General features: G+C 72.6%; 9 protein-coding genes. 3 read left to right on the forward strand and 6 right to left on the reverse strand.

Features of this window, described 5'->3' with window-relative positions; all coding sequences use genetic code 11:
• The 3 genes from FIV43_RS17375 to FIV43_RS17385 all read right to left on the reverse strand — a co-directional run bounded on the left by FIV43_RS17375 (position 1) and on the right by FIV43_RS17385 (position 1,641).
• On the reverse strand, positions 1–387 hold the full coding sequence (locus FIV43_RS17375) for an AMIN-like domain-containing (lipo)protein (protein WP_141015141.1): 387 nt from the start codon (positions 385–387) through the stop codon (positions 1–3).
• 438 nt (positions 388–825) lie between these two features.
• Complete coding sequence (locus FIV43_RS17380; protein ID WP_141015142.1) at positions 826–1,059, reverse strand: DUF3099 domain-containing protein; 234 nt, start codon at positions 1,057–1,059, stop codon at positions 826–828.
• A 93-nt stretch (positions 1,060–1,152) separates the two neighbouring features.
• Complete coding sequence (locus tag FIV43_RS17385) at positions 1,153–1,641, reverse strand: cupin domain-containing protein (protein ID WP_141015143.1); 489 nt, start codon at positions 1,639–1,641, stop codon at positions 1,153–1,155.
• A 55-nt stretch (positions 1,642–1,696) separates the two neighbouring features.
• Here FIV43_RS17385 and FIV43_RS17390 point away from each other — a divergent pair, with 55 nt between their 5' ends.
• Both FIV43_RS17390 and FIV43_RS17395 read left to right on the forward strand, forming a co-directional pair.
• Positions 1,697–2,425: a TetR/AcrR family transcriptional regulator gene (locus FIV43_RS17390; protein WP_181407564.1), complete on the forward strand. Its 729-nt coding sequence runs from the start codon at positions 1,697–1,699 to the stop codon at positions 2,423–2,425.
• 36 nt (positions 2,426–2,461) lie between these two features.
• On the forward strand, positions 2,462–3,517 hold the full coding sequence (locus tag FIV43_RS17395) for a hypothetical protein (protein WP_141015145.1): 1,056 nt from the start codon (positions 2,462–2,464) through the stop codon (positions 3,515–3,517).
• Positions 3,518–3,553: 36 nt separating this feature from the next.
• Here the strand turns inward: FIV43_RS17395 and FIV43_RS17400 are convergent, their stop codons facing one another.
• From FIV43_RS17400 to FIV43_RS17410, 3 genes are all read right to left on the reverse strand, one after another.
• On the reverse strand, positions 3,554–4,774 hold the full coding sequence (locus FIV43_RS17400; protein WP_141015146.1) for an MFS transporter: 1,221 nt from the start codon (positions 4,772–4,774) through the stop codon (positions 3,554–3,556).
• Between the two features lie 153 nt (positions 4,775–4,927).
• Positions 4,928–7,417 (reverse strand): glycoside hydrolase family 65 protein, encoded by a 2,490-nt coding sequence (locus tag FIV43_RS17405; RefSeq protein ID WP_141016038.1) that lies wholly within the window; start codon positions 7,415–7,417, stop codon positions 4,928–4,930.
• 59 nt (positions 7,418–7,476) lie between these two features.
• A complete protein-coding gene (locus FIV43_RS17410) occupies positions 7,477–8,217 on the reverse strand; it encodes an HAD family hydrolase (RefSeq protein ID WP_141015147.1) in 741 nt (246 codons plus the stop codon).
• Between the two features lie 232 nt (positions 8,218–8,449).
• On the opposite strand from FIV43_RS17410, the gene FIV43_RS17415 reads away from it, so the two are divergent.
• Positions 8,450–17,452, forward strand: coding sequence for a putative Ig domain-containing protein (locus tag FIV43_RS17415; protein ID WP_141015148.1), 9,003 nt, complete (start codon positions 8,450–8,452; stop codon positions 17,450–17,452).
• The last annotated feature ends 2 nt before the right edge of the window (positions 17,453–17,454 follow it).

The raw sequence follows: 17,454 nt of genomic DNA on the forward strand, positions 1-17,454 counted from the left end.
TCAGTCGGTGCCGGCATCGACGACGTCGACCACGAGGCGTGCGGGTGCGGTGAGGGCGAACACCCGGAACCGGGCCGGGTCGCCGTCGATGCCGGCGAGCACCTGCGTGTCGCCCTCGAAGGTGCCGGCCACGTAGACCTCGGCGACGCCGCCGGGCACGGACGCGAGGCGTCGGGGTCCGTCGTAGTACCCGGGAGCCGGCCAGGTGGTGCCGGAGGCGTGGATGTCCACCACCGTGGCGCCACGGAGAGCGACGACGTCGCCGCTCCCCTCGAGTGTGGCCGTGCCGACCTCGTCGACCGCCCAGCCGGGGGTGCCCGTGCCGGAGAACTCCAGCACCACCCGGTCGAAGCGGGCGTGGTCGACCACCCGGACGTCGGTGAGCACGAGTCGCCCGCTGCCCGTGCCGGCTCCGGTCTGCGCTCCACTCTCCGCGGGGAAGGGGGGAGGGCGGTGGGCAGGGCGATCGTCGGCGGGCTCGGTCGGCATCGCGGTGGACTCGCTGGACTCAGTGGACTCAGTGGCCGCGATGGTCCCCGGCGTCGCGCTGTCGATGGCCGTGCTGGTGTCGTCCGTGCCGCCGGCTGCGTCCGTGCCGCCGCAGGCGGTCAGAGCCGTGGCGGTGAGGCACGCCAGCAGGGTGGTCGCGAGGCACCGTGACCCGAGCCCGGGCAACGCTCGGCGATCGGTCGGGCGATCGGTCGGGTGATCGGTCGGGTGATCGGTCGGGTGATCTCGGCCACCGCGTGGATCGGTCCTGGCGATTCTCCTGCTGCCCATACCCGCACGACGCCCGACGGAGGCCGTCGGTTGACCTGGTCGGGATCACCGGTCCTCGCCCCAGTTGGCCACGATCACGGCGACCGGCGGGATCACCGCAGCGACGACCGACATGGCCACGGCCGCCGGCGGAGACCACAGCCGGACCAGGATCCAGGCGAACAGGATCAGCGCCAGGCAGGTGCCCATCAGGGCGAAGTACCACCGCTGCCGCCGGCGCAGGCGCTCGCCCTGCGACCGGCGTACCTGGCTGATGGTGAAACGTTGGCGTCGCCTCATCGTCGTCACCTACCCGACACCCGTACCGCGACCGCGCACGACATGCTCCCAGCATGCGCCGGGGGCGGTGATCGATCGGCGGCGCCGGTGCGGCTACTCCGGGATCGGCGGGCCGACGACCTCCAGCCCGTAGCGCGGCCCGATCTCCACCCACCGCGGGACCTCCACCTCCGGGGCCAGCGCGTCCGGACCGGGAAGGCGGTGCTCGGCGGCGGGGGCACCCACCTCGTCGTAGAGGTGGAGCAGGCCGGCCGGGGCGGTGAGCGCCAGCAGCCGGGCGGGCCGGTCCCCGCGGATCCGGAACGCGTGGGGGAGCCCCTGCGGGAGGTGGATGAAGCAGCCCTCGTAGAGCTCGAAGGTCTGTTCGTCGGCCCGGTAGGAGAGCCGGCCCTCCAACACGTAGAACGCCTCGGCCTCGCGGGTGTGCCGGTGCAGCGGCGTGGCCACGCCGGGCGGCTGCGTGACCAGCGCGACGCCGAGGCGCGAGCTCTGGCCCGGCTCGAGGAGGTGCTCGAACAGCGACTGCATCGCCCAGGTCGCCCGCCCGGCGCCAGGCTCGTGGACCACCAGCTGCTCGTCCATGGCGCGCCGCCCTCATATTCGACCGAAACCACTTCGGACCAATACAGTAGGCTCCATGGCGGAGCCGGTCAAGCGTCGACGGACCTACGATGCGTCGCGACGCCGCGCGGCTGCCGAGCGCACCCGGTCGGCGATCCTGGAAGCCGCGCAGGAGCTCTTCGCCGAAGGCGGTTATGCGGCGACCTCGGTCCGGGCGGTGGCCGATCGGGCGCAGGTCTCCGTCGACACGGTCTATGCCACGGTCGGCCGCAAACCGCAGCTGCTCCTCGCCGTCCACGACATGGTCCTCGCCGAAGGTCCGGTCCCGGTCGCCGCCGAGCAACGCGACTACGTCCGCGCGGTGCGGGCGGCGCCCACGGCCGCGGCCAAGCTGCGCACCTACGCCGCGGCGATGGGTCGCCTGCTCCCGCACACCGTGCCGATCATGTCGGCGTTGCGCGAGGCCGGGGCCGCCGACCCCGCCTGCGCCGAGCAGCATCGACTGATCTCGGAACGCCGGGCCGCCAACATGCGGCTGCTCGCCGCCGACCTGCGCGAGACCGGAGAGCTCCGCGCCGACCTCACCGACGCCGCCGTCGCCGACCTGATCTGGTCCCTCAACAGCCCGGAGTGGTTCACCCTGATCACGTCCAGGGGCCACTCGCCGGCCGAGTACGGCGACCTTCTCGCCGACGTGCTGTGCCGAACGCTGCTGGCCGCCGTGGAGCCGGTCGCGCCGACACCGGCGTCCCCGGCGAGACCGGCTCCCCCGGCGAGACCGCCGTCGCGGGACGCGTCGGTCTGACACGATCACCGCATGCGGCGGTGGACACCTCTCGGGTTGTTGGGCGCGCTCCTGCCCGCCCTGCTCGGCTGTGGTGCCGACCAAGCCGGCGCTCGGGTCGAGCCGGGCGAGCCCGTGGCGACCGCGGGTGAGGTCCGGTTCTCGTTGCCGACGCCGCACCGGGTGGTGGTGGAGCGTCGTACGGCCGACGGGTGGGGGAGCCCGGAGGTGGTGTTCGAGGACCCCGGCCGTGAATGCGGCAGCATCGACGCCGTCGCCGCAGGCTCCGCGGTCGCGGCCACCATCGGCTGCGACGAGCACTTCGCAGCCGACCAGGTGCCGACCGAGAGCGTGGCGCTGATCAGCGCCGACACGGAGTCGTGGACACACCGTGACCTGGCGGGGGAGGCCTCCGGGACCCCCGGTCTCGCACCCCAGGGCGGTCATGCGGTCTGGGTCCAGGGCGAGGACCTGGTGACCTGGGACGCCGGGTCGTTCGGCACCGCCCCCGCCCCGGACCGGGCGGCACAAGTCGTCACCGTGGACGACGGTGGCACGGTCCTGGGACTCGGCGTCGGGATCTCCGCCGGCCGGTGCGCGGTGCAGGTCCGGGCCGCCGGCGCGACGGCCACGCAGGACGTGGTGCCCGTCGCCGCGGCCGCCGCGCTGCCGTGCGCGGAGGTCGAGCTGGCCCTGGTCGGGCCCGCGGAGGTCCGCGGTGAGGTGTCGGGTCGGCCCGGCACGGGGTTCGTCGTACGTGGTGATGACGGTGGGTGGTCCCTCGCCTCGCCACCCCCGCTCGCCGCACCGGGGCTGGAGGTCTACTCCGACGACGCCTCCGTGGCGGTGTGGAACCAGGTCGCCGGGAACACCCGGGGTGACCTCGTCGCGGTCGGCTCGCCGGATCGCCAGCACGTCACCGCGCAGCGCTACGACCCCCAGCGGCAGCGCTGGACGCCGGCACGGGTCGTGTACGTCGCCGACGGCCCCACCTGTCGGCGCAGCGTCGGCGACTCCGGGGTGCTGCAGGGGGCGAGGTTCCGGCTGCGTCTGGTGTGTGACGGCACGCCGGTCGTCCTGCGCAGCGGCACCGGCGCGACCTGGCGGACGTAGGCGCGAGCGCCGGAGTCGACGCGGGCGGGCGTCCGCTCACCCGATCCGCGGCTCCTGCCGGACCGGCACCAATGGCACCGCCAGCAGCGGCAGCAACGCAGCCACCGCGAACCCCCACCCGTAGCCGAGGTGGGTGATCAGCAGGCCAGCGACCGGCGGGACCAGGGCGGCCACCAGGTACTGCGAGGTGTTCTGGATGCCGAGCGCCCGTCCGGACCAGAACGGCCCGGCGCGCTCGGCGACCGCGGCGTAGGCCAGGCCGTTGTCGGCGACGGTCACCGCGGAGGCGACGACGAGCAGCACCACCGCGACCACGGTGACCACGGGGCCGGAGAGGCCGGCGGTGATGCCGAGCAGCAGCATGGTGCCGGCGGCCGCCCAGGCGATCCACCGCATCGGCCGCAACCGGCTCCGTACGACGTCGGAGAGCTGCCCGGCGCCGATCCGGCCGAGGGCGCCGATGAGCTGGGTCGCGGCGACCACGCCGCCGGCGGCGCCGGCCGCCCAGCCGAGGTCGTCGACGAGCCAGGTGAGGCCGTAGGTCCACACCACGAACTGGGGGACCACGAGCATCGCGGAGGTGCCGTGGATCCGGGAGAGGTAGCGGTCGGAGCGGTAGGGGTTCGGGCGTGCGGCGGCGTCGGTGGCCGGTGGGCGCGGCGGGTCGATGAGGACCACCGCGACCAGCACCAGCGCGGCCGCGGCCAGCGCCGTGGGCACCACGATCGCGGCGTGGACGCCGTACTGCTCGGCAAGGACGGCCATGGTCAACGCGCCGACGCCGACACCGAGGGGTTGGGCGCACTGGCGGATGCCCATCGCCAGGCCACGGCGGTCGGGCGGGAACCAGCCGACGACGACTCGGCCGGAGGCGGCGTTGGTGGCGCCGGAGGCCGCCCCCGCCACGAACAGCGCGGCGGCCATCGCGGCCACGCCGCCGACCAGGGTGGCCGCGAGCCCGGCGAGGCTGACGGCGAACAGCCCGGTCACCATGGCGAACCGCTCACCGCGCCGGTCGACGACGAGGCCCCAGGCGACCAAGGTGCACATCAGGCCGGCCATCGGGGCGGCGGCGACGGTGCCCGCCTCGGCGAGGGACATGCCGGCCTCGCGGTGCAGCGTGGGGATGAGGAAGGCGGGACCGTGCACCATCGTGGCCGAGGAGGCCTGGGCCGCCGTACTGACGGCCAGCATCGACCATCGGCGACCCGCACCCAACTGACCCCGGGCCGGGCGGGTGTCGACGGGCGGGGACATGTCCCCAGGCTAGGACGTGGCGTCCCGATTGGTGAGATCGAGATCTCGGAATGTGGATGCAGGTGGGGGACTTATCGGCCGAAACCCGCACGACACGCCGGTGCGCCTCGGCGTGTCGCGCGGGTTTCCCCGGTCAGCCGGTGAAACCCGCACTCACTCCCCGGACGGCACGATCGCCGAGATCACCGTGCCATCGGAGCGCTGCGTCCCCTTCGGGTGCGGCGGCTCGCCGTTCAGCCGCGGACCCTGGTGGGTCAGCGGCACCGTCACCATCCCGCCGTCGCTGGAGTCCGCGTCACGCTGCACGGTCACCGCCCTGCCGCGGACGTCGAAGGTCACCGGGCCGGTGCCCTCCTCGATGCACAGCTCGAGCTCGTCGGCACGCACGGTGACCCGGACCCGGGTGCCGTGCAGGGTGATCCGGTAGACCAGCGCGTCCCAGGAGGTGGGCAGCCGCGGGTCGATCTTCCACTGCGACCCGCCGTGCGCTGAGCCGATGTCACGGAAGCCGCCGAAGCCGCAGACCAGCGCCGACCAGACGCCGCCGGTGGAGGCGACGTGCACGCCGTCGGCGGTGTTGGAGTGCCGGTCGTCGAGGTCGACGAAGAGCGAGGAGAGGAAGTAGCGCAGCGCCAGGTCGTGGTAGCCGACCTCGGCCGCGATGATCGACTGCACCACGGCCGACAGCGTCGAGTCGCCGGTGGTGATCGGGTCGTAGTAGTCGAAGTCGGCCTTCTTCTGCTCCGGCGTGAACTCCTCCCCCTGCAGGAAGAGCGCCAGCACCACGTCGGCCTGCTTGAGCACCTGGAACCGGTAGATCACCAGCGGGTGGTAGTGCAGCAGCAGCGGCCGCTTCTCCAGCGGCGTGTTCTCCAGGTCCCACATCTCCCGCTCCAGGAAGTGCATGTCCTGGGGGTGGATGCCGAGGTGCTCCTCGAAGGGGATCGCCATCGCCCGGGCGCAGTCGGCCCACTCGGCGACCTCGTCCTCCCGCACTCCCGTACGACGCACCAGCTGCGCGTGCGCCTCCGGGTCGTTCGCGGCCAGGTCCTCGACCGCGCGGGCCGCGCGACGGAGGTTGAAGCGCGCGAGCACGTTCGTGTAGAGGTTGTCGTTCACCACGGTCGTGTACTCGTCCGGACCGGTGACACCGTGGATGTGGAAGGTGCGCCGGGACTCGTCGCGCCAGAAGCCCAGGTCGGCCCAGAGCCGGGCGGTCTCGACGAGGATGTCGATCGCCTCCCGGTGCAGGAAGTCCTGGTCGCCGGTGGCGCCGACGTACTGGCTCAGGGCGTAGGCGATGTCGGCGTCGATGTGATACTGCGCGGTGCCCGCCGCGTAGTAGGCCGAGGCCTCCTGACCGTTGATGGTGCGCCACGGGAAGAGCGCGCCCTTCTGGGCCAGCTCCCGTGCTCGCCGCCGCGCGGAGTCCAGCAGGGTGTAGCGGAAGCGCAGCGCGTTCCGGGCGGCCCACGGCATCGTGTAGGTGAGGAACGGCATCACGTAGACCTCGGTGTCCCAGAAGTAGTGACCGCCGTAGCCCGAGCCGCTCACCCCCTTCGCCGCGATGCCCAGCGACTCGGCGCGGGCCGAGGCCTGCAGGATCGAGAAGAGGTTCCAGCGGATCGCCTGCTGCAGCGCCGGCTGGCCGTGCACCTCGACGTCGCTGCGCGACCAGAAGGTGTCCAGCCAGGCGCGCTGGTCGGCGAACTGCTGCTCCAGACCCTGCTCGTGGGTGCGGTCCAGGGTCCGCTCGCAGCGGTCGAGCAGCTCGCGCGGCGGCACCGACTCCGCGGTGTGGAAGGCCACGGTCTTGGTCAGCGTGATCGGTACGCCGGGCTCCGCGGCGACCCGGTAGATCACCTTCGCCATGTCCGCCTCGGACTCCACCCGGGAGGAGAACGGGACGCCGGCCTCCAGGTGGTGGTCGGCGACCACGCCGAGGCTCATCCGGGACTCCGCGGTCCGGTAGGCCAGGCAGAGTCGTCCGGTCTCCGGGTTCGCGTGGTCGAACGCCGGCTCGAGCACCCGCCGCTGGAACGTCTCCGCCTTGCGCGGGTCGCCGCCGTCGGCCACCTTGCGATCCACCGACTGGTCGGCGAACTCGTGCCAGACGTCCTGCCGGTTCAGCAGCTGCGAGGAGAGGGCGACCGAGGCCCGCTGGTCCAGCAGGGTCACCTCGAACGTCATCACGCACAGGTGGCGCTGCCCCAGCGGCACCATCCGCCGCGACCGGACCCGGACCTTCTTGCCGGCCGGCGTGCGCCAGATCAGGTCCCGCACCAGCACGCCCTCCCGCACGTCCAGGCTCCGCTCGTACTCGAGCAGGTCCGCGACCGAGAGGTGCAGCGGCTCGTCGTCGACGTAGAGACGGATCACCTTGGGGTCCGGCACGTTGACGATGGTCTGGCCCACCCGCGCGAACCCGTAGGCCTCCTCGGCGTGGTTGATCGCCCAGGTCTCGTGGAAGCCGTTGATGTAGGTGCCGTCGTGGTGCGCGTCGCGGCTCTCCTCGTAGTTGCCGCGCATCCCGAGGTAGCCGTTGCCGACGGTGAAGAGGGACTCGGTGGTGCCGAGGTCCTCGGGGCTGAACCGGGTCTCCACCAGGCGCCACGGGTCGACCGGGAACCGGGTGCGGTCCATCGGGTCCTCGACCGGTGGAGCGATGTGGGAGGGGCCGAGCGAGTCGGGGCCGGGGACGTTCACGCGTCGCCCTCCTGCCGGTCGGCGTCGGTCAGCAGCTCGTCGAGGTCGGCGACCACCACGTCGGCGCCGGCCTCCCGCAGCGCGTCGGCGCCGACCCCGCGATCCACCCCGATCACCAGGCCGAACGCGCCGGAGGCACCGGCCCGGACACCGCTCACCGCGTCCTCCAGTACGACGGCGCGGTCGGCCGGCGCGCCCAGCAGGCGCGCGGCGTAGAGGAAGGTGTCCGGCGCGGGCTTGCCGGCCAGTCCCTGCTCGGCGGCGACCCCGCCGTGCACCACGTGGGTGAAGAAGTCGCTCACCCCGGCCGCCTCCAGCACCGCCGGGGCGTTGCGGGAGGAGGAGACGATCGACATCGGCATCCCGGCCGCGCGCAGCTGCCGCAGCAGCGCCAGCGAGCCCGGGTAGGGGTCGACGCCCTCGTCGGCGAGGACCTGGGAGAACACCTCGTTCTTGCGGTTGCCGAGGCCGCACACGGTCTGCGCGTCGGGGCTGTCGTCGGGGTCGCCCTCGGGCAGGGTGATGTCCCGGGAGGCGAGGAAGGAGCGGACGCCGTCGTACCGGGGTTTGCCGTCGATGGCGCCGAAGTAGTCCTCGTCGCCGTAGGGCCTCGCCTCGGGGTGGTCGGCGAGGAACTCGGTGAACATCTTGGCCCAGGCGCGCATGTGCACCTCGGCGGTCGGGGTCACCACGCCGTCGAGGTCGAAGAGAGCAGCCTCGTAGGTGTTCCAGTCCATGCCGAGCAGCGTAACCACGGCGGTCGTGCGATCTGTTTCGCCGCGGTGAACCAGGGGCGCGTCGCGGTGGTCGCGGTCACCCCGGGGCCTCTACCCAGATCTGGGTAGACGGTCCTGGTTCGGTCGCGGGGCGTGGCGGCGGTTGCGGAGGTTGTGCTCGTCCCGCGGGAGCCGCAGACGCCACACTCGTGCCGCGTCGTCCCCGGGGCAGGACATCTTCCTGGGGGAATCCGTGTCGCTCCTCGGCTCGCTCCGTCGCTCCGTCACTCCGCTCGTCTGCCTCGTCGCCGCCCTGGCCCTGCTGCTCTCGCCGCTGGCGATGACCAGCGCCCAGGCGGCGAAGAACAAGGCGCCGCGGCTGAAGCCGATCGCGACCCAGACCGTGGGTGCCGGCAAGGCGCTCACGATCCGCCCCAAGGCCTCCGACCCCGACCGCGGACCGCGCAGCCTGCGGTTCAGCGCCGCGGGCAAGCCCGGGTGGCTGACGCTCAACCGCAGGAGCGGCGTGCTCAAGGGCAGGGCGCCGGTCAACGCCGCCGGACGGACCTGGCGGATCACCCTGAAGGTGACCGACGGCAGGGCCGCCGCCGCCCGCAGGTTCGCGGTCAAGGTGCCCGCCAACAAGGCGCCGCAGCTGACCGAGCTGAGCAACCGCAACGTCTTCGTCGGCGACGACCTCGTGGTGACCCCGCAGGCGGTCGACCCGGACCGCGGCCCCCGGCCGCTGCGCTACTCGGTGGCCTACACCGCCGCCGGCTCGGCCCCCGCGACGCCGTCCTGGCTCACCTTCGACGCCACCACCGGTCAGCTGACCGGCACCGCCCCCGCCGCCTCCGCCGGCGACAGCTGGACGGTGACCATCGCGGCCACCGACGGTCTGGCCACCCGCACCCGCAGCTTCGTGCTGACCGTCCTCGAGCAGCAGCCCGACAACCGGGCCCCCGAGGTCGCCGACCAGTCGTTCTCCGTCGACGAGGGCCTCGCCGGCGCGACGGTCGGCACCGTCGAGGGCACCGACCCCGACGGCGACGACCTGGTCTGGTCGCTGACCACGGCCGGTCTCCCGTTCGCGATCACCGCGGCCGGCCGGATCACCACCACCACCGCGCTGGACTTCGAGACCACCGACTCCTACGAGCTCACCGTCCGCGCCTCCGACGGCGTCGACCACACCGACGCGACCGTCACCGTGGCCGTCGACGACGTCGACGAGAGCCCGGTGATCGACCCGGTCGCCGACGTCACCACCGCCGAGGACGCCCCGCTCACCGCGATCCCGGTCGCCGCCACCGACCCGGAGGGCGCGGACGTCGACGTCCGGGTCGACGGACTGCCCGCCGGTCTCAGCTTCACCGCGGCGAGCGGCGAGATCACCGGCACCCCGACCCTCTCCGGGGTCAGCACCGTCACCGTGACCGCGGACGACGGCACCTCCGCGCCCGCCGTCACGACGTTCGAGATCGAGGTCACCGCGGTCAACGACGCCCCGGTGATCGCGGACCAGGCGCTGACCGTGCCCGAGGGCGCGGCGTCCGGTGCCGAGGTCGGCCGGCTGGCCGCCGCCGACGAGGACGGCGACGCGCTCACCTTCAGCAGCGACACGACCGACTTCGACGTCGCCGCCGACGGCACCGTGACCGTCGCCGACGGCGGACTGCCGCAGGGTGCCGGTCCGTTCACCTTCACCGTGACCGTCAGCGACGGCACCACCACCGCCACCGCGCAGGTCACCGTCACGGTCGACACCAGCGGCGACCTGGCTCCGGTGATCGAGCCGGGCCAGAGCTTCCAGGTCCGCGAGGACGCCGCCACCGGCGCGACCGTCGGCACCGTGCAGGCCAGCGACCCCGACGGTGACGCCCTGGTCCACCAGATCGCGGGCGGCAACACCGGTGACGCCTTCGGGATCGACCCGGCGACGGGTGCGATCACCGTCGCCGCGCCGCTCGACTTCGAGACCACCGGCTCCTACAACCTGACGGTCGTGGTCAGCGCCGGCGGGAAGAGCGACCAGGAGACGGTCACCGTCACGGTGCAGGACGTCAACGAGGCACCGGTGGTCGCCCCGATCGCCGACCAGGACGCGACCGAGGGCGACCCGATCACCGCGATCCCGGTCGAGGTCGGCGACCCCGACCAGGGTGACACCACCACGGTCACGGTGACCGGCCTGCCGGCCGGACTCGCCTACGCCGGCGGCCGGATCTCCGGCACGCCCACCCTCGGCGGCGACTTCACCGTCACCGTCACCGCGACCGACGCGGCCGGCCTGACCGGCGCCACCACGTTCGCCCTCGCGGTCACCGACGTCAACGACGCCCCGGTGATCGCCCCGATCGGCGAGGTCAGCGCCACCGAGGACGAGGAGATCGACCCCGTCGTCGTGGTGGCCACCGACGAGGAGGGCGACGACGTCACCCTCACCGTCTCGCCCCTGCCGGCCGGACTCGCCTGGGACGCCGCCACCGGCACCATCTCCGGTACGCCGACCGCGGCAGGCGACTACTCCGTCACCGTCACCGCCGACGACGGCAACGGCGGCACGGCCACCGCGACCTTCGCGATCTCGGTCGCCGGGGTCAACGACGCTCCGGTGATCACCTCGGTGACGCCCTCCTCGATCGCCGGCACCGTGGACCAGGCGCTCAGCGTCGACCTCACCGTGGTCGCCACCGACGAGGACGGCGACGACCTCACCCTCGACGTCACCGGGCTGCCCGACGGCCTGGACGCGACCGACAACGGTGACGGCACCGTCACCGTCGCCGGCACCCCGACCGAGGCCGGCGAGGTGACCGCCACCGTGGTCGCCACCGACCCCGAGGACGCGAGCGACACCGCCGACCTGGCGGTCTCGATCGTCGACGCGGTCACCACGTGCGCGCCGCGCTCGGTCCTCCCGTGCGCCGATGTCCCGGTCGAGCTGCCCTACAGCCTGACCTTCGACGGCACCGAGGGCGGCCTCGACGACACCGGCTTCACCATGGTCGACCCGCCGTCGACCCGCGGCAACGTCGACCAGGCGCCCGCCCCGGCCACGCCCACCGACCCGGCCGTTCCCGGCTACGAGCCCGGCCTGGTGGCCACCACCGGCGGCGCGCTGGCACTGACCGCCACCAAGGGCATCGCCTACCGCTACCCCGGCACCGGCGGCTCGAACGGCACCAACTCCCAGCTCAACACCCTCGGCGTCGGGGTCTCCGGCTCCGACCGGGGCTACGAGCTGGAGACCACGGTCGTCGACCCGGCGTTCGCCGGGTCCGCCAACGGCGCCCAGCAGGGCGGTCTGTGGTTCGGCCTCGGTGAGGACGACTACGTCAAGGCCGCGGTGTCCCGGGTCAGCCCGACCACCAACAAGGTGCAGCTGCTCGTCGAGACCGACGGCGTGGCCGTCCCGGGGACGACGTACGAGCTGAACTCGGCGCCGTTCGCCTCCGGCCAGGACGTCCGGATGGTGCTCACCGTCGAGGACACCGACGGCGCCGGCGGCACCGCGTCGCTGGCCTACTCCGTCGACGGCGGCGCGCTGACGCCGCTGGTGGACCCGGCCAACACCGTCAACAGCACCACGCTCCCGCTGCCGCAGGACCTCTTCGACGGGGTCGCGCTGGAGGACGCCACGTCGTCCTTCGCCGGTCTCTACTCGACCAAGCGCAACGCCGCCGCCTCCGACAACGTGGTGGTCTCCTTCGCGGACTTCGCCGTTCGCGGCATCGAGACCGCGCCGGAGCTGCACGAGAAGTACAGCTTCACCACCGCGGCGGACACCGCGGTCCCGGCCGGCTACACCCGCAACACCGGCGCCGCCTGGACCGACGCGGCCGGGATCGGCTGGGTCACCCAGGCCAGCCTCGCCACCGGCACCCACGTCCCGGTCGACCTGACCAGCAACACCCGGGTCCGCACCCGGGCCGGGGTCTCCGCGCTGCAGAACCGGCTGATCCACCTGCAGTACGGCGACGTGGACGGCGGCGCCGGCACCAACGGCAACAAGACCCCCGGTGCCTTCGAGCGCGAGGTCCCCGACGGCTGGTACGCGGTGACCGTCTCCGTCGGCGACCAGATGGGGTCGACGGCCTACGACAGCCAGTACACGGTCAACGTCGAGGGCGTCACCGCGATCGATCGCTTCCAGGCCACCGCCGCCAACGAGTACCGGACCGCCACCGTGGTCGTCCCGGTCTCCGACGGCCGGCTGACCGTGGACGCGGTCGGCGGGTTCAACACCAAGATCAACTACCTGGAGATCGACAGCGCCACCGAGCCGACCGAGCCCGACGTGCACCGGCAGGTCCGCTTCGCCGACGAGGCGACCGCTCCGCCGGCCGGCTACCTGAAGGACTACGGCCAGGCCTACGGCGACCGGAGCGGCGCCGACCAGGGCAGCGGGCTGGCCTACGGGTGGCGTTCGATCGCCAGCGGCCAGCCGGTGAGCCTGGTCGGCAACGGCCGGCTGCGGGCCACCGCCGGTGTGCCGGCGCTGCGGGCCGGACTGGTCCACATGCAGCTGCCCTCGAACGCCACCTCGGGGGTGACCACGCCCGGCTACTGGGAGATGGCGGTGCCGGACGGCGTCTACCAGGTCGGCGTCTCGGTCGGTGACGCCACCAGCGTCGACAGCGAGCACTGGATCAACATCGAGGACCAGAACGCCGTCGCCGAGTTCGTCCCGACCGGGGCGGACGGTGCCGCGACCCACTGGACCCAGGCCACCCGCACCGTCGCGGTCCGTGACGGGCGGCTGACGATCAGCCCGGCCAGCGGCACCAACACCAAGATCAACTGGGTCACCGTGGACAGCGTCGCCGGCGCCTCGCAGCGCCCGTCGGTGCTCAAGTGCACCCCGGCCAACCTGGCCACCGCGGTCACGCCGACCGGGGGCATCGTCTGCGACCTCAGCCTGATCGGCGGGGGCGTCGACCCGACCACGCTGGCCGGCGCGGTCCGGCTGGTCGACGTGGCCACCGGCAGCGCGGTCGAGGGCAACGTGCAGACCAGCGGCGGCTCGGACACGATCAACTTCTCCCCGGTCGCCCAGCTCTCCGCCAACACGCTCTACCGCCTCGAGATCGGCGCGGGCGTCCAGGACGTCGACGGCCGCACGTTCCTGCCGTACGCCACCGCCTTCACCACCGGCGTCACCACCGGTGGCGGCGGGCCGGTCGCCTTCGACCGGACCGCGTCGGGTGCCCCGGACGGCAGGAGCTACACCTCGCTGACCGTCGGTCCCGACGGGCGGCTCTACGCCGGCTCGATCACCGGCGAGATCTACCGGTTCGACATCGAGGACGACGGCACCCTCGGCACCCCGACGGTGATCACCACCGTGCAGGACTACAGCCGTGCGGTCGGCGACACCTACAACCAGGGGATGCGCACGGTCATCGGGCTCACCTTCGACCCGGCGTCGACCGCGGACAACCCGATCCTGTGGATCACCGACAACGCGCCGTACCTGGGCCAGAGCAACGTGCCGGACTTCTCCGGGCGGCTGGCCAAGCTGACCGGTGACGACCTGGGCACCTACACCGCGATCGTCGACGGCCTGCCGCGCTCGGTGAAGGACCACGAGACCAACTCGATCGCCTTCGGCCCCGACGGCGCGCTCTACTTCACCCAGGGCGCCAACAACGCGATGGGTGCGCCCGACGGCGCCTGGGGCAACCGGGCCGAGACCCTGCTCTCGGCCTCCGTGCTCCGGCTCGACACGACCAAGCTGCCCAGCCCGCTGCCGGCGAAGGGCGTCAACGTGCGCACCGACGGCGCCGGGTCCTACAACCCGTTCACCGCGAGCGCGCCGCTGACCATCTACGCCCGCGGCGTCCGCAACGCCTACGACCTGCTGTGGCACAGCAACGGACACCTCTACGTGCCGACCAACGGCTCGGCGGCCGGGGGCAACGTGCCCGCCGTGCCCGCGGACGCCAACCTGCCCGCCACCTGCGCCAACCGGCCCGACGGCACCTACCTCGGGCGGCCGAAGGTGGCGGCGCAGAACAGCAACCCGGAGGAGACCGACTACGTCTTCGACGTCAAGAAGGACCGCTACTACGGGCACCCCAACCCGGCCCGCTGCGAGTACGTCCTCAACAACGGCAACCCGACGTCCGGCGCGGACAGGTTCGAGAACTCCAAGTACCCGGTCGGCACCCAGCCCGACCCGAACTACGACCTCGCCGGGGTCTACAACGCCGGTCTGCACGCCAGCGCCAACGGTGTCATCGAATACCGCGGCGGTGCCTTCGGTGGCGCACTGGACGGCAAGCTGCTCTACCTGCGCTACTCCAGCGGCAGCGACATCGTCTCCTTCGACGTGGCCGCCGACGGGACGCTGTCCAACCAGACCTTCGGGGTCACCGGCAGCACCAACATGCAGGCCCCGCTGGACCTCACCGAGGACCTCGGCACCGGCAACATCTACGTCGCCGAGCTCACCCAGGACGGCCGGCACTCCGCGATCCAGCTGCTCAAGCCCCAGGGCGGTGGCGGTGGTCCGGTCGGTACGGCGACCGAGCGGCTGGTCTTCAGCGGCCCGACCGGGTCGACCTCGGCCAGCCGGGACGCGGTGATCACCAACACCGGCCTGGAGCCGCTGGTGGTCACCGGCGCCGCGGTGACCGGCGGCGACGCCGGCCAGTTCGAGCTGGGCACCGCGCCGAGCTATCCGGTCACCGTGCCCGCCGGCGGGTCCGCCCGGATCCCGGTCGCCTTCGACCCGACCAGCGTCGGGGTGAAGGCGTCCACCCTCACCGTGGCCACCGCCGCCGGCGACAAGACGGTCCGGCTGCGCGGTCTGGCGGCCAGCGGTCTGGGCGGGTCCAACGAGCCCTCGCTGCAGCGGGTCATGGACACCCTGGAGATCCCGGTGAACGTGGGTGACCCGGACCCGAGCAACGCCTCGATGCCGGCCACGCAGGGGCTGATCGGCGACGAGGTCCCCGCCCAGGTCTTCGAGAAGGCGCTCTTCGACGCGCCGATCTCGATCACCCCGCTCGCGGCGTACGGACCGCAGAACAACGACCCCGCCGTCCACGTCGGCTGGTACGACGCCGGCGACCCGGCCGGCCTGCACCGCCAGTTCTCGATCGCCGCGGACGAGGTGCAGGGCCTGATGATCGACCCCGACGGCCAGACCACGAACATCGACCCCGGCGAGGAGACCGTCTTCGGCCTCTACTCGGAGTGGCCGTACTTCTCCGGACGCAAGGCCTACACCGAGGACGCCCTCAACACCTGGGACGGCACCTACCCGCACCACATCCGGGTCTACCCCTACCGTGAGCGCGACGGCAGCACCGTGGCCAACGCCTACGTCGTGGCCACCGAGGAGGTGCCGGGCTCGCCCTTCGACAGCCAGGACATCGTGCTGCTGGTCCGCAACGTGAAGCCCTACGTCGCGACCGAGATCGACGGCGCCGAGCTCCGTGCGGTCAACCCCGACCCCACGCCGTTCGCCGACCAGATCGCGTTCAACCGGCTGCAGACCACCGCCGACGCCAACCAGAAGTACGCCGAGACCGGCACCGTCCGGATCACCAACCCCGGCACGGCGGCCTACCAGGTGACCGGGCTGCCGATCACCGACACCTTCGCGCTGGTCGGCGCCCCGGAGCTGCCGTTCACGGTGGCGCCGGGCCAGACCGTCGACCTGACCGTGCGGTTCACCGCCACCTCCACCAAGGTGCACAACGGCACCCTGACCGTGCAGTCCAACGCGGAGACCAACCCGACCCAGGTGATCCACCTCGGCGGGCTCTGGCAGTCGCAGAGCGAGGGCGGCCAGGAGCCGAACCTCTCCCAGATCGCGAAGGCGTTCGGGATCGGCACCAACATCCCCAACGGGTTCACCAGCAAGGGCGAGTACGCGCCGATCGGCGACGAGGTGCTGTCGCCGTACTGGGCCCGGCTGGATGCCACCAAGCCGGTGACGGTGCGGCAGCTGGCCGCGTTCCACACCTACCCGAACGGGGCGACCGTGCGCTGGGGGAACAAGGGCACCACGCCGGGCACCGGCTTCACCGGGATGGGCGGCCAGTACGCGCAGTCGCTGCTGCCCCGGGCCAACAACAACGCCAACGCCGGTCCCGCCTCCGGGACCGCCAGCCCGGTGGTCGGCGGCAACGCCGCACAGACCCACTTCGAGTTCGCCGTCGACGGGGAGCGCGGTGACCACGCCAAGAACAACGCCGCCGTCGACATCGCCAACGGCTGCGTCGAGCCCTGCGGCCAGCACGTCCGGCTGTGGCCGGTGCGCGACCGCGACGGCGTGCTGGTGCCGGGGTCCTACCTGATGTCGATGGACTACTCCGGGATCAACTACGACTACCAGGACAACGTCTACCTGGTGGGCAACATCCGGCCCGAGGTGATCACCGCGCCGACCGTGACGGCCAGCCCCGGCGACGGCGAGATCACCCTGTCCTGGACCCGCAACCCCTACGACGTGGGCGTCGGCTACCGGGTCTGGCGCGGCACCACACCGGGCTTCGCCGTCAACGACGCGGCGCTGATCAGCGGACCGACCAGCGGGGCACCGCTGTCCACGACCACCTTCACCGACAGCAACGTCAGCAACGGCACCACCTACTACTACGTGGTGCGGGCGGTCTACCGCGGCATCGGCAACTCCGCGGACGGCACCGCCTCGGCGACACCGTCGGCCGACGCCGACGACATCGACGTGAGCGTGAACTTCGCCAACCTGGCCGCGACGCTGCCGAACGGCTACCTGCGCGACTTCGGCCAGTCGTTCGGCGCACGGAACCGCGCCGACCAGGGCACCGGGCTCACCTACGGGTGGATCGGGGAGACCTCCCGGCAGCCGGTCGACCTCTCCGTCGGCGGAACCACCAACGCCGGCAACGGTCGCTGGCGCCAGACCAGCCAGTCCGACCTCCGGCTGGACACGCTGATGCACATGCAGGCCGACGACGTGCCGAACTTCAACGGCACCCCGGTCGCGGGCATCTGGGAGATGGCGGTGCCCAACGGCGACTACCAGGTGACCGTCGCCGCCGGGGACCCCGCGGTCAACTCCGACCCGGAGATCCACACCCTCAACGTGGAGGGCGAGACCGCGATCGACGCGTTCGTGCCCACCGGCTCGGCCGGCAGCAACTCCCACCACCGCACCGCGACGGTCACCGTGACCGTCGAGGACGGCCGGCTCACCATCGACGCGCTGGGCGGCACCAACACCAAGATCGACTACGTCGACATCGTCTCGGTCGGCTGAGC

The organism is Nocardioides sambongensis, from assembly GCF_006494815.1.
GTDB classification, from domain to species: domain Bacteria; phylum Actinomycetota; class Actinomycetes; order Propionibacteriales; family Nocardioidaceae; genus Nocardioides; species Nocardioides sambongensis.

Bases quoted from the DNA above. Each gene is read 5' to 3' on its own strand.
- FIV43_RS17390 (WP_181407564.1), top strand. From the start codon at position 1,697: ATGGCGGAGCCGGTCAAGCGTCGACGGACCTACGATGCGTCGCGACGC.
- FIV43_RS17385 (WP_141015143.1), bottom strand. From the start codon at position 1,641: ATGGACGAGCAGCTGGTGGTCCACGAGCCTGGCGCCGGGCGGGCGACC.
- FIV43_RS17380 (WP_141015142.1), bottom strand. From the start codon at position 1,059: ATGAGGCGACGCCAACGTTTCACCATCAGCCAGGTACGCCGGTCGCAG.
- FIV43_RS17410 (WP_141015147.1), bottom strand. From the start codon at position 8,217: ATGGACTGGAACACCTACGAGGCTGCTCTCTTCGACCTCGACGGCGTG.
- FIV43_RS17405 (WP_141016038.1), bottom strand. From the start codon at position 7,417: ATGGACCGCACCCGGTTCCCGGTCGACCCGTGGCGCCTGGTGGAGACC.
- FIV43_RS17400 (WP_141015146.1), bottom strand. From the start codon at position 4,774: ATGTCCCCGCCCGTCGACACCCGCCCGGCCCGGGGTCAGTTGGGTGCG.